Source organism: Paenibacillus terrigena DSM 21567, from assembly GCF_000374845.1.
In the GTDB taxonomy this organism is placed as follows: domain Bacteria; phylum Bacillota; class Bacilli; order Paenibacillales; family Paenibacillaceae; genus Paenibacillus_K; species Paenibacillus_K terrigena.
Map to the genome: position 1 here is coordinate 634,209 of NZ_KB895413.1, position 14,431 is coordinate 648,639.

Consider the following 14,431-nt stretch of genomic DNA (forward strand, 5'->3'; position numbering starts at 1 on the left):
ATAGAGAGGATGAGCCATATGATGAACGTGATGATCGTTGAAGATGAGACGATTATGAGATTAGCTTTAACGACGTTGATTGATTGGGAATCGAACGGATTTCGGATTGTGTATGAAGCGAGTAATGGTTATCAAGCACTTGAGTATATAAAAGAAAACCGAGAAATTGACATTATGATTACGGATTTGAAGATGCCTGTGATGGATGGTCTAGAGCTGATTGATGAGCTTAATCAGTTGAATGGAACTTCTCCGCATGTCGTCATTTTGAGCGCGTATGATGATTTTGAATTCGTAAGGAAGGCGTTCAAGAGGGGGGTTCAGGACTATATTCTAAAATCGGAGATGGATCCGAATATTGTACTGGATCTCTTTAATCGGATCAAGCATGACTGCGAAGTGAAACAGAACATGTCAAGGAAATCGATAGAAATTCGCAATGGGGAAAGGATGCGGCTGAAACAGCAAACCATTCGTGAATGGCTTGAAATTGGCGTAAATTCGCAGTTCGATCCTTTTGTTCTAGAAGATTTGAAAATGAGGCTGGAATGGACGCATATAACCGTTTCAATGATTCGAGTAGAGGGCTTTGCTGAGGTTCAGGAGCGGTATGGTTCGGCTATTGGGGATTTTGTAAGTTCAGTATTAAAGTCTATCGATCAGGTGCTCGCGGAGGCCGGAACAGGTGAAGTCATTAGCTGGAACACGTATGAATACGTGGTGCTCTTATCGTTTGCAACAAACAGTTTAATGTATGTCAGGCAGAGTATTTCGCAGATCATGGATCAAATCATATTTGTACTGAAGGAATACATCAATATTCAAGTCACGATCGGAGTGAGTGAGCTGTGTGAAGAATTAAAGCAAATCCCGGCGTTTTATCTTCAAGCTCGCAAAAATGCGGATTTGCGCTTTGTAATTAATAAGCATCGAGTCATTTACCCAGAGGATGCTAACCATTTCTTGAAGCAGTCGGGAGAGAGCCTGATCGGGAAAGAGCAAGCCTTGCTGGATGCATTGAAGGAGCGTGAAGAGCAAGCGGTTCTGCAAGAACTAGACCATATGTTTGCATTGATCAAGCGTTCTGCTTCGATGGGAAATGAGGTGCTGCGCGCCCGGTATATGGAACTGTTAATGATATTGGTAAAGTTCATGTATGATAACGAGTTCGTCAATAGCCTGGAAATGGACAAAATCGAAGATGTGTATCGCATGGCTTGGCAGGTTGACTCAGCTGATAGCTTGCAAGACTCGATTTCAAATTTTGTACTTCAGCTTCTGCAAGAGAGTGATAAAAAGGCGGGCCAGATGAATCGGGTTGTGGCCATTGCGCAAGCTTATATCATGGAACACTATCGGGAAGAAATCACGCTAGGGAAAGTAAGTGAAATGGTACATTTAAGTGAAAGTCATTTCAGTACATTGTTCTCGAAGGCAGTAGGAGAGACGTTTAAGGAATTTGTTACCAAAGTACGCATGGAAAAGGCCATGGAAAGCATGAAGAAGGAGCCTTATCTCAAGATCTATGAGATTGCAGAGCGTACTGGATATGCGAGTACGGAGCACTTTAGCCGGGTTTTTAAAAAGGCGACTGGCATAAGTCCCAATCAGTTCATAAGATCGGTTGCCAAATAGCCTAAAACTTTATCATGATTTCGAATGTTTTATCATTCTGACCGCTTTTTGGAAGCGCTATAATAGAGACAGCAAATGAGCAATAGCTTATATCCAATAAGTATAGGAGGAATGTTATATGCAACAAGTTCGACCACGTATAACACGCATTTTATGTACGCTAATGATCACAGCCCTAATGGTGCCAATGTTTTCCGCTTGTGGATCTAAAGGGAGTTCAGACGAGGGGAAAACTGCTCAGCCAGATACGAAGCAACAGGAGCAGAAAGTAGATGAGAAGGAACCTGTAACGTTAAAATTCCCAATTTGGTCTACGATTACAGAGGATTTATTTACGAAGCTGGATCTTGTAAACGAATACAAAAAGGAACATCCGAATGTCACCATTGAATTGGAGCTGTTAAAGGACACAGAGTATGAAAATACGATGAAGATCCGGAATTCAGCGAACGAATTGCCGGATATTCTGCCTCTGAAATCGTCTTGGTTGATTAATTTCAAGGATAATATCTTACCTCTTGATGACTTGGATGCAGCCAAGAACAATATGTTCGCAGCTGATTTCAAGGTGGGTGATCATATTTATGGTGTACCCGAAAGCCAATTCAATGAGTTCGTCTGGTATCGGAAGAGTATCTTCCAGGAATATGGACTTGAGATTCCTAAGACCTGGGGAGAGTTCGTAAGTGCAGCTAAAAAGATTAAAGACGGCGGCAAATATATGCCGTTCGCCATGGGCGGTAAAGACGCTTGGCCGAATTATCCTTTCAACGAATTTATGCCTTCACTTGTAGCAGGAGATGGGGATTACTGGTCAACGATGGCGACGATGGATGAACCTTTTACGAAAGGTCAAGCCTTCTATGATGCTTATGTTAAAATTCAGGAACTGTATGATGGTAAATTGATGGGTCCTGATCCCCTCGGTGTTGGCTTTGACCAATCCAAGTTGATGTTCGGTTCCAAGCAGGCGGCGATGATTGCACTTGGTCAATGGTTCGGCAGTGATTTGAAATCGATGAAAGATGTGGATCTGAATGATGTAGGTGCTTTCTTGTTACCTGTTCGTAATTCCGAAAGTGATCCGTTTAATACGATTTCGATGGTAGATACGTTCTTCACGATTCCAAAAACGTCGAAGTATCCAGACGAAGCGAAAGAATTCATTAACTGGTTCTTCAGTGATAAATGGTATTCGAAATATTTGACTGAGGCTCAGCTTCAATCGACGATGAAGGATGTTAAGATTGATCTAGGTACAATGTTCAAGGGTGCTTTTGACGTGTCCAATCTGAATTATGTGCTGTATAAAGGCGGCAGTGAGGGTTATAAGAAGATTGAATCGGCCATTAAGTTCGATGTGAAGAAGATGGGTCAGGATATGATGGCAGGCAAAGATTTCAATAAGATGATGCAGGATATGAATAACAGCTGGAAAAATGCCCGTTCCAAATTAAAATAAATCTCAATGTGAAAGTTGAGTAATGAGGAAGGTGGCTACCATTTGGATTAGCCACTTTCCTTATATATAAAGAAATGGAGGGGTAGGAATGAAAACGATTTCTATGCAAAGAAACATACTGTTATTCAGCTTTTTGTTTGTTCCTGTATTGCTGCTTTTGATGTTCGTGTTGTACCCGCTATTCGAACTTATTCGATTAAGTTTTACCGATTGGAATGGAATGGATGCGAAGCAAGTGTACATTGGTTTCGACAATTACATCAAGATGTTTACCGATTCATCCGATGTATGGCTGTCCCTTCGCAATAACGGATTCTACTTCCTCTTTCATTTCATTATGATTCCGCTTGAATTAGCGATTGCGGTTGTATTGGACAGTAAGATTCGTGCCAGCAAGTTTTTTAAGACAATCGTATTCATGCCTTATATTATTAACGGGGTTGCTATTTCGTATATGTTTGCCTTCTTTTATAGTCCTATTAATGGTGGGTTAAATGGCATTCTTGAAGCGCTGGGGCTAGAGTCGCTCATACAGAACTGGTTGACGAATGAATCCATCGTGAACCTTAGCTTGGTGTTTGTATCGATCTGGCGATTCTCAGGCTTCCATGTCATCTTATTCCTAGCAGGCTTGCAAGCCATTCCTCAGGATCAATTCGAGGCAGCCAAAATCGATGGCGCGAACAGCATTCAGAATTTTTGGTATATTATCGTTCCAGGTGTGAAAAAGGTACTAGAGGTTCTTTTGTTCTTAAATGTCGTTGGGGCGCTGCAAGTGTTCGATATTCCATATATTATGACACAGGGCGGCCCGGGTCATGCGAGTAGTACATTCACATTATATACCTTGGAGACAGCCTTCAAATTTAACAACTTCGGTATGGCTTCAGCGATGGGGATTACGATGTTAGTTCTCATTATTGTCCTGAATAGTATACAGAAGAGGCTGTTCAACCTGAAGGGAGTTGATGAGGAATGACGCCTCGATTGGGAGTAGCAGTGAAGAAGCTCGCCGTGTATGTCATTCTAATTGCGATTTGTCTAATCGTCTTCCTCCCCTTACTCATAACGTTATTCGCTTCATTTAAAACTTCAATGGAGATTGGCTCTGAATTTTCGCTCAAGCTGCCAGCAAGTTTTAATTTCGATAACTACGGCGTTGTATTGGAGAAAGGGAAGTTTCTACAGGGGTTTGGTAATTCGATGTTCCTGGTTGCAGTCAGTGTTGTCATTAATGCTTTAATAGGAACAATGACAGCCTACGCGATTAATCGATTTGATTTTCGCTTGAAGAAGATCATTCTCGGTCTTTTTGTAGCCGGTATGATCATGCCCGGTATGATTACTGAAATTTCACGATTTACAGTTATTAAAAATCTTGGACTTTATAATACGATTTGGGCCCCAATCGTAATTTACGCAGCAGCGAATTTGGTTCAACTCTACATTTATACACAGTTCATCAATGGTATTCCCAAAGAATTAGATGAGAGTGCAATGCTCGATGGATGCTCATACTTTTCAGTCTTCAATAAAATGATCTTCCCGCTTCTGTTACCGGCAACGGCAACACTCGGTATTATTAAAGCGGTTGATGTGATGAACGATATGTATGTTCCATATCTGTACATGCCTTCAAGCAGCCTTAGAACGTTGACGACGACCTTGATGTATTTCAGTAGTTCAAAGTTTGGAAGTTGGGATTATCTCAGTGCTGCGATTATCTTGGTCATGCTGCCGACACTTTTGATTTATCTTCTATTTTCAAAGTATATCTTCAAAGGGATCGTTGCAGGTGCAGTGAAAGGATAAGAAGGATAACAGTTGGGCAGCTAACAAAAACGGATACCGTCTCAAAGGATGGTATCCGTTTCTACTTATATAGGGCATAAGTGCATGGCTATTCACCCATTTATACACACCCTAATGTGGAGGTGAAGTAATATAAGAACCTAATTAGATGGCCAGAGGCTGCAACGGCATCCTAATTCCTAAAGCTTATATTATATGTTAAAGAGGTGTAGTGATGAAGAGAATAATGATATGCCTTCTAGCTTTCTCATTTATTTTCGGAATGGAATACCCAAACACAGTTGCACACGCGCAGAATGGGAGTCGTGATCAGACAACCGAGAATACAAATGGCAGAACAGTCCTGAATTTTAATAGTGATTGGGGCTTTTACAGAGGCGAGTTAGCAGGGGCAGAGGCCGTTGACTATGATGATCAGGCATTTGCTAATATTACGATTCCACACACCATGAGACTGGAGAAGAAGCATGCGAATGGTGGGCGAGCCGTATATCAAGGAATAGGCTGGTACAGACGTTATTTTACGATTGACGAGATGTACAGAGGAAATACAATCAATATTGACTTTGAAGGTGTCATGATTGACAGTGATATCTATTTGAATGGAGAAAAAATTTATACGCGTAATGGTGGTTATGTCGGATTTTCTGTAGATATTACAGATAAAGTGAAATTCGGTGAAACAAATGTTTTAGCTGTAAAGGTATCTAGCAATGATAGTCCAGATACTCCGCCAGGAAAGCCAATAGCAAATCTTGATTTCCATTATTACGGTGGTATTTACAGAGATGTAACCATGAGAATTACGAATAATTTACATATTTCAGATGCATTACAGACTGACAAAACAGCTAGTGGCGGAGTTTTTGTAACTTATCCAGAAGTGAGCAAAACTCATGCCAAGGTGAATGTAAAAACGCATGTTGTAAACCAAAATAATACGTCAGCAGATACGAAGGTTGTAACTAAGCTTGTAGACAAGAAAGGAAATACAGTTGCGCAGGGTGAAGCTGATGCTGCAAGTATCCCAGCAGGTGGGGATAAGCAGTTTACTCAGGATTTAACGGTAACCAATCCCAATTTGTGGCATCCCGATTCACCTTATCTTTATTCCTTGGTTAGTGAAGTGTACAATGGGCCAACTTTAGTGGATTCGGTTACGACTAAGATCGGGATCCGAACTATAGAGTACAAGGCTGATGGATTCTATATCAATGGTGAGAGATTATATTTACGCGGAGCCAACCGTCATCAGGCATATCAGAATATTGGAGATGCAGCCCCTAACGCGATGCAATACCGTGATGTCATGCAAATCAAGGAAAATGGATTTAATGCGGTTCGTGCTACGCATTATCCTAATGATCCGGCCTTTTTAGATGCAGCTGATGAATTAGGGTTATTAGTTATTGAATGTCAGCCCGGCTGGCAGAACTTCACCAAAAGTCAAAAGTTCTATGATCTCACATTAAGAGATACCCGTGAAATGATCCGACGTGACAGAAACAGACCGTCCGTCATCCTATGGGAAACTTCACTGAACGAGACGGGCTATTCAGCCCAATGGGCAAAAGAAGCTACTGCGATCGCTCATGCAGAGTATCCTGGCAATCAGATGTATACAGCAGCGGACCACGGGCTTCAGGGATCTTTTTATGATGTGAACTACAAAGCCGTTGATACCAATTGGCAAGCAGATCCTAGCAAATGGACGGATTTTGATCCCAAAAAGCCGTTCTTTACTCGTGAATGGGGCGATTTTGAAGAATCGAGCAAGGCGCTGAGAAAAGAAGGCGAAGGCGCGATGAATACTCAGATTTTGACACGTCAGAGATATTTAAATGGAGATGGTTACTCGGACTGGGGTGGCCTAGATGCAAATGACAGAATCGGTGGATACTTCTTATGGAGCTGGAATGACTACGCACGCGGATCAACAACGAAAACGTTAGGAAGTGGAACGGTCGATATCGACAGATATGAAAAATATGATTACTACTGGCTGCAGTCCATGCAATCGGCTAGAAATTCGGCTGTTGGTCCAATGGTGTTTATCGCAAGCACATATTCGCAGGCCTCGAGCCTCAATATTAACGTATTCAGTAACTGTGACCTTATTAAGCTGTATCAGAATAATGAACTGGTGAAAGAAATGACGAGGGAAGAGGCTCTGAAGTCTGTTCCGAATATCGCTAAAAAAGGCGGCAGCCCTATATTTACATTTACATTAAACAAGTTTGCAGCTGGCGAGCTTCGAGCCGAAGCGATTTTAGATGGAAAAGTTGTCAAAACGCATACGGTTAAAACACCGGGTCAAGCTGCTAGAATCGAAATAGAAGTACGTGACAAGGGAATCATGCCAGTCGCAGATGGATCAGATGTAATCCCTGTATACTTCAAAGTGGTTGATGAGAATGGAACAGTCGTACCGAACTACGAGGGAAAGGTTATAGTTTCTGTAACAGGTGATGGGGAACTCGTTGGTAAAAATATTGAAAGAATCGGTGTTGAAGAACAGAGTGTTGAAGGTGGTATAGGTTTTGCATTTGTAAGAACTGCACATGTCAGTGGAGATATCAACATTCATGCTGTGGCAGAAGGACTCCAAGCTGGAGATAAGACAGTAAGTACACAACCCTACGAAGGCCAGTTTGTTCCTGATGGACAGCATCGGCCATGGGTTGGTGGCGTTGATAAACTAGAAACCACAGAACAGACCTATAAAAATATTGCAGTGGGTAAACCCATTACAAGTTCTTCGGAACAATCAGGTAACTATGCAAAAAATGCAGTAGATAATGACGAAGGTACAAGATGGTGTGCCAATGGATCATCCTTACCGCAGTGGATACAGGTTGATTTACAACAGAGCAGCTCTATAGCTGGGTTTCAGATCATGTGGGAGCGAAGTACAAATGTTTACAAGCATGATATTGAAGTATCAGAAGATGGGACCCATTGGCAAAAAGTGATTGATAGAACATCGAACACCACACCTAATGGATATGAAGAGACGATGTTGACGGAGACAAAAGGGAGATATGTAAGATTAACGATTGTTGATCGGATTACCAATGGAGATTGGGCTTCTTTATATGAATTTAAAATCATCCCTTCGGACAATGAAGAACCTGGTGACATCATTACGGATGCAAAAATTGAATCCATCACATCATCTTCAGCAAGTGAAACTGACAGAGGTACCGATAAGCTTAGAGATGGTATAACGACAATAGGAACAGGCTGGTTGTCCAAGGAACTAACTCTTCCTCAGTCCGTTACAGTCAAATTTAACAAACCTCAATCGGTTGTTGGAAGCCGCATTTTCTGGGAGAAGGACAGTAACTGGTACACGTATGATTTAGAAGTATCTAGCGATGGTAAAGCATGGCAAAAGGCGCTCGATAATCGTTACGTCGGTGGACAGCATTTCACACCCGAAAAATTTGCTAAGCCGTATGACAACATCAAATATGTTCGTATAACGATGAAGGACATCACTGCCGGCGGCGGGTTCAGAATTGGTATGGCGGAACTGGTGTTATATGGTCAGGACTATACAGAACCAGAGAAAAAAGAGTATGACTATGCTAGCGATCTGGAATGGGTTTCGGCGCACAGTGATTATAATGCGGTACTTAAGGATAAGCCACAATATGGCGGTTCCACCCTTGACTTGAACGCTGCAACAGGAGTTAAGACCTTTACCAAAGGATTATCAGCAGATACCAATTCAGAAGTCGTCTATCAAGTCGATGGTCGTGGTTATGCAAGATTTCAAGCCTATGTGGGCATTGACAAGAAAGCCCCTAAAATGGGTGGAGAAGCGATATTCAAAGTATTTAAAGATAATGAGCTCATCTACACAAGCCCAGTAAAGATGAGAGATAACAACTGTGAATGGATCGATCTAGATATCACAGGCGCCATGCAGATTAAGCTTGTTGCTGAATGGAATAACAATCCTGGCAATCCAGAAGCGAGGTACAATACGCACGTTGACTGGGCAGATGCCAAATTCATCTATGGTGTAACCGTAACAACACCGTCTGGCACCATATCGGCGCCGGCTACAGCGACTGCTGGCAAAACGTTCAACGTGCAAGTCGGTATCAGCAGCGTAACGCAAGGGGTATATGCGCAGGATCTATCGGTCGAGTTCGATCCGGCTACGCTCGAGTTCTTGTCTGCGAGATCTCTCGTTTCAGGGGTTAGCATCATCGATAAGAAGACGACGCCGGATGGCAAGCTGCGGTTCATCGTCGCAAGCGTTGGTCCAGGCAATGCCGTAACAGGCACGAAGCATGTCCTTGAACTGACATTCAAAGCAAAGGAAGTCGCTGAAGCGACGGTAAATAGTGCCATCTCGATCACGAAGGCGATGATTTCGGATGCCGCAGGAGCAGAGATGACCATCGGAAATGCGAGCTCTACCGTACAAGTCGTGAAGGAGCAACCGCCGGTTGCGAGTGGCGACTTGAACGGCGACGGCAAAGTAACGATCGGTGACCTTGCGATTGCTGCTGCGAACTATGGCGCAACCAAGGATAGCCCGAACTGGAGTAAGCTGCGCATGGCTGACTTTGACAACAATGGTGTCATTGATATCAGCGACTTGGCGGCGATCGCGCAGAAGATTATTCAATAATGAAATAACGTCACTGTAAATTTGTAATGGATGACGAGATGAGAGCAGTTCGAGGAGATCTTGGGCTGCTCTATTTTCGATATAGCTATCTTTCCGTAAATTTGATCATGAAATCCAAATTATCATCATTAACCGTTCCATGGCTTGAGAGTAAGATGTAGACATAAATCGTTTTTTTATTATCTTTCCTCATTTATGAATCACACTTAAATAGGGGAATAAGATGATACCCCAATTTTACATATCAACCAGTGACCAGTGACTTACTTCAACTATATATTCAGTTTCTAGAGGAAATAAGCAGTTCTCTTATTCCGGGATTATAGTTTTTTATAATCATATATCTAGTTTGAAGGAGGTAATTTATATTGTTTAGTTCCAGACAAAAAGCAAGAAAAGCAATCATTCTGGCAGCATTAATTGCACTACTTGTCAATTTTCCAAGCTATTCCAGGGCTGCAGACAATGGGAACGGTACGTACACAAATCCGATCATGTGGGGAGATTATCCAGATAACGACGTGATCAGGGTGGGAGACACCTATTATATGTCATCCACGAGTATGCATCTCTTTCCCGGTAGTCCCATCATGAGTTCCAAAGATTTGGTGAGCTGGAAATACGAGAGTTACGCTGTCGACAGAATGGAAGGAGACATGTACGATCTCAAGAATGGACAGAATGCCTACGACGAAGGCCCATGGGCGACAAGCTTAAGGTATCATAATGGGAAATATTACTTGATGTATAACATTAATCGTGACGCAGCATTTGTAAGCGTTGCCAATAGCGCGGAGGGCCCTTGGACAATTTACAAGCTGGAGGATGAACTCTACGATCCCGGTCTATTTTTTGACGACAATGGTAAGGTGTACGTTGTACATGGTCAAGGTCAACTCTACCTAAGCGAATTGAAAATCGTGAATGAAGAAACGGGTCAACTTTCTATTACTTCCAAAAGAGCCCCCGGCGCATCAAGAAATGGAAAGATGATCTACGATTATAAGGGCGGTTATTACAACGAAGGATCACATGTTTATAAAATTGGAGAGTATTATTACATCCTCAGCACGCCTACCTGGAATAAAGGCTCGAAGAAGGAAATTGCCATCCGCACGAAAGACTTGGCTAACGGTCCGTATGAAGTAAAGGATATTATGACCAGCTTTATGAATTTTACGGGCAATGGCATTCATCAGGGTGGGATTGTAGATGTCCCTCAAGGTGAAGGCAAGGCATCGGAGTGGTGGTCGGTCATATTCCAGGATCGAGGGAAGCTGGGACGTGTTCCAACCTTGCAGCCCGTGAACTGGAAAGATGGATGGCCGTATATGGGAGAGCTGGATGGAGAAAAAGCGGTTGTTACTTTGAAGAAACCTAATATACCAGGTTTGGGTACAACGGAGCCAAAGGCGCCTGCAACATCAGATGATTTCAGCGGCAGTGCGTTAGGTCTGCAATGGCAGTGGAACCACAATCCTGACGATGCAAAGTGGAGTCTTGCAGAAAGACCAGGCTTTATAAGACTTAAGACATCCAGCGTAACCAATGCTCTGGCCTATGCAAGAAATACACTGACGCAGCGAATCATTGGTCCGGATAGCACGGCAACTGTAAAGATGGATATCAGTCATATGGCGGATGGAGATCAAGCTGGGTTGTCTGTCATCCAACGAGATTCCAATTTCATTGGCATTAAGAATGAAGATGGAAAGAAGAGAATCGTTGTGCAAGACTTATGGACAGAACAGGCATCCATTGATCTTCCAGATGGAACTTCGAATATCTGGTTCAGAGCTGAAACTCCAAGATTTGAGTATCGAACGGAATTCTCATACAGCTTAGACGGCGTAAACTTCACGAGATTAGGCGGAAGATATGACATGCGTTACGGAACCTATGTTGGGATGAGGTTTGGTATTTTCAACTACGCAACAAAGGCTCTAGGCGGATATATTGATGTGGATTCATTTGAACTGACAACGACGGAAAATCAAGGGAATTTATTTAGCATAAATAAGAAGATTGATGCTGAACGTTATGATGATCAGAACTATGTTACAGATAAGAATCTAACGATCAACGCAAAAACAGAGTGGACAAATGATGATGTAAACGACGGATATGACCAAAGTATGGCGAATATCAAGAATGGCGATTGGCTGCGTTACGACCAGGTAGATTTCGGGAACAGTGAAGCAAAATGGTTTAACGCTAGAATAGCGAGCAACAAAACGGGCGGCAAGATCGAGGTTAAACTGGCTGATGCGGAAGGAAATCCTGCTCAGACGATTGCGACGCTGCAAATTCCGAATTCAGGGGATATGAATGGGTATGTAAATGCCAAATCAGAGCTTACCCAAATCGTGACAGGAAAGCAAAAAATATTCCTGGTATTTAACGGTGCAGATAAGGAAATATGCAAGCTCAACTGGTTTATGTTTGGGTCAGGCGATTATCCAGCGATTGCAGCAGTTCCAGCTCATGTTCAAGTGGGTTCACCAAAGAGCTCAACGATCGATATCGCATGGGATGCCGTACCTGGGGCATTGCAGTACGACATTAAAATTGATAATAAGATCATAAGCAATGCGACAAGCTCATTTTCGGAAACAGGCTTACTTCCTGGAGCAACGTATACCGTACAGGTTCGGTCCAAGAACTTTGCGGGGTTCAGTGAATGGAGTGAGGGTGTAAAGATAACAACCAAAGCTGACCCGGAAATGATTCCTTCCAGTGGCATGACAGTAACTGCTTCAAGTGAGGAAACGCAAGCCGAAGATAATAAGGCAGCAAATGTCTTAGATGGAAACCTAGATACGATCTGGCATACCAAGTGGAATGGTGGAAATACGCCTCCTCATACATTGGATTTCAACTTGGGCCAAACCTATGACGTTTATAAGCTTAAATATATTCCAAGACAGTCCGGCGGAGATAACGGTATTGTAACCAAGTACAACGTCTACACAAGCCTGGATGGTGTTAACTATACTTTGGTCAAAGAACAAGGAACATTTGTAAACGATTCCATGCCGAAGACAGTAACATTTAGACCCACTCAGGCTCATTACCTGAGATTTGAAGTAATGGCTGGTCATAATGGTTTCGGTTCCGCCGCTGAGATCAATATTTATCAAAATGCAGACTCCATGCCAGTCGTGTCTGGCAAGAAGCCAGCTGCAGCAAGCAGTGAACTAACAGGATATGAGGCTTCGAAGGCTAATGATGGTGATCTAGCTACCGCATGGAAAGCTACCATTGAAGATCCGAAGAAGTCTTGGATGGTAGACTTGGAAGAAAAGTATGATTTGACTGGGATTGAGCTCGAATGGGCTGCAGAAAATACAAGCAAGTACAAGGTTGAAGTGTCGAGTGATAACAAGATTTGGACGCAAGCCGTTGACAGAACGGCGGATACAGTATCCAGCAAGGTCAAAAAGGACAGCGTTTCAAGTAATGCAGTAAGGTATGTAAAGGTAACATTTACAGAAGGGATCGCAACCATTGATGAAATTAGAATTCGCGGTACCAAGAGTGTAATCGTACCGGAATCTAACAACGTTGTATTAAACAAACCTGTTGTTTCTGACAGCCAGCAGAGCAGCAATCCCGCATCCGCAGGTAACGATGGGGATGAGTCGACGCGTTGGTGTGTTGCGGATGATAAGCGTCCGCACTACTGGCAGGTGAATCTTGGCGACAAATATGATGTAACGGGCTCGAAAATCATCTTTGAAAAAGCCGGTAAGGCGATGATGTATAAAATCGAGGTGTCAAGCGACGCTGCAACGTGGACGACAGTGCTTGACCATATGAGTAATACGACGAACACGGAACAAGTCAGAACAGATAACTGGACGGCGAAGGGTGCCCAACAGATCAAGGTAACGGTCATGGGATACCCGGAACTATGGGGAGGTTTCCGTGAGTTTGAAGCTTACGGTGCTAAATCTCCGGTCGTGGATACAACTGCGCTGACAGCAGCGATTGCAGCCGCTCAGGTCAAAGTTGACCATGCCGTCGTCGGTGATCAGCCAGGACAATATCCGCAGGCTTCAGTAGATGCACTGAAAACAGCGATCGCAGCAGCAGAGCTTGTTGTAGGTACAGCAACCACACAAGCAGAAGTGACAGAAGCGATCGAAGCGCTTCAAGCCGCGGTTCAAGCTTTCGAGAAGGCCGCAACGGCTGCGCCGTCAGGCTCCATCACAGCGCCAGCTACAGTAACTGCTGGTAAAGGGTTCAACGTGCAAGTCGGTCTTAGCAGCGTAACGCAAGCGGTATATGCGCAGGATCTATCGGTTGAGTTCGATCCGGCTGCACTCGAGTTCTTGTCTGTAAGATCCCTCATTCCAGGGGTTAGCATCATCGATAAGAAGACAACACCGGATGGCAAGCTGCGGTTTATCGTTGCAAGTGAAGGTCCAGGCCATGCCGTAACAGGCACGAAGAATGTCCTTGAACTAACGTTCAAAGCGAAGGAAGTAGCTGAAGCGGCGGTAAATCGTGTCATCTCGCTGACGAAGGTTATGATTTCGGATGCCGAAGGGACAGAGATGACGATCGGAAATGCGAGCTCTACCGTACAAGTAGTGAAGGAGCAACCGCCGGTTGCGACGGGCGACTTGAACGGCGACGGCAAAGTCACGATCGGTGACCTTGCGATTGCTGCTGCGAACTATGGCGCAACCAAGGATAGCCCGAACTGGAGTAAGCTGCGCATGGCTGACTTTGACAACAATGGTGTCATCGATATCAGCGATATGGCGGCGATCGCGCAGAAGATTATTAGTTAGAGAAGAGTCGCTAGTATAGTTTAATAGATTAATCCCCTTCAAGCACATAACGCGAATGCAGCTTTTTGAACGCAT

At 43.5% G+C, this 14,431-nt stretch carries 6 protein-coding genes; all 6 read left to right on the top strand.

Translation table 11 applies throughout. The features are described from left to right. The first annotated feature begins 18 nt into the window (after positions 1–18). Positions 19–1,635: a response regulator gene (locus C558_RS0107195; protein ID WP_018755577.1), complete on the top strand. Its 1,617-nt coding sequence runs from the start codon at positions 19–21 to the stop codon at positions 1,633–1,635. A 118-nt stretch (positions 1,636–1,753) separates the two neighbouring features. Further along, positions 1,754–3,097 carry an ABC transporter substrate-binding protein gene (locus C558_RS30600; RefSeq protein WP_018755578.1) on the top strand — a complete coding sequence of 448 codons (1,344 nt, stop codon included), beginning with the start codon at positions 1,754–1,756 and terminating at the stop codon, positions 3,095–3,097. 88 nt (positions 3,098–3,185) lie between these two features. Then, positions 3,186–4,076: a carbohydrate ABC transporter permease gene (locus tag C558_RS0107205; RefSeq protein WP_018755579.1), complete on the top strand. Its 891-nt coding sequence runs from the start codon at positions 3,186–3,188 to the stop codon at positions 4,074–4,076. Next, positions 4,073–4,909 (top strand): carbohydrate ABC transporter permease, encoded by an 837-nt coding sequence (locus tag C558_RS0107210; RefSeq protein ID WP_018755580.1) that lies wholly within the window; start codon positions 4,073–4,075, stop codon positions 4,907–4,909. Before C558_RS0107205 ends, C558_RS0107210 begins: the two co-directional genes overlap by 4 nt. 214 nt (positions 4,910–5,123) lie before the next feature. Further along, positions 5,124–9,557: a glycoside hydrolase family 2 gene (locus C558_RS32440; RefSeq protein ID WP_018755581.1), complete on the top strand. Its 4,434-nt coding sequence runs from the start codon at positions 5,124–5,126 to the stop codon at positions 9,555–9,557. Between the two features lie 368 nt (positions 9,558–9,925). After that, positions 9,926–14,356 carry a discoidin domain-containing protein gene (locus C558_RS32445; protein ID WP_018755582.1) on the top strand — a complete coding sequence of 1,477 codons (4,431 nt, stop codon included), beginning with the start codon at positions 9,926–9,928 and terminating at the stop codon, positions 14,354–14,356. Positions 14,357–14,431: the final 75 nt, after the last annotated feature.

Excerpts from the sequence above, each read along its gene's own strand:
- C558_RS0107195 (WP_018755577.1), top strand. The coding sequence starts at position 19 with ATGATGAACGTGATGATCGTTGAAGATGAGACGATTATGAGATTAGCT.
- C558_RS30600 (WP_018755578.1), top strand. The coding sequence starts at position 1,754 with ATGCAACAAGTTCGACCACGTATAACACGCATTTTATGTACGCTAATG.
- C558_RS0107205 (WP_018755579.1), top strand. The coding sequence starts at position 3,186 with ATGAAAACGATTTCTATGCAAAGAAACATACTGTTATTCAGCTTTTTG.
- C558_RS0107210 (WP_018755580.1), top strand. The coding sequence starts at position 4,073 with ATGACGCCTCGATTGGGAGTAGCAGTGAAGAAGCTCGCCGTGTATGTC.
- C558_RS32440 (WP_018755581.1), top strand. The coding sequence starts at position 5,124 with ATGAAGAGAATAATGATATGCCTTCTAGCTTTCTCATTTATTTTCGGA.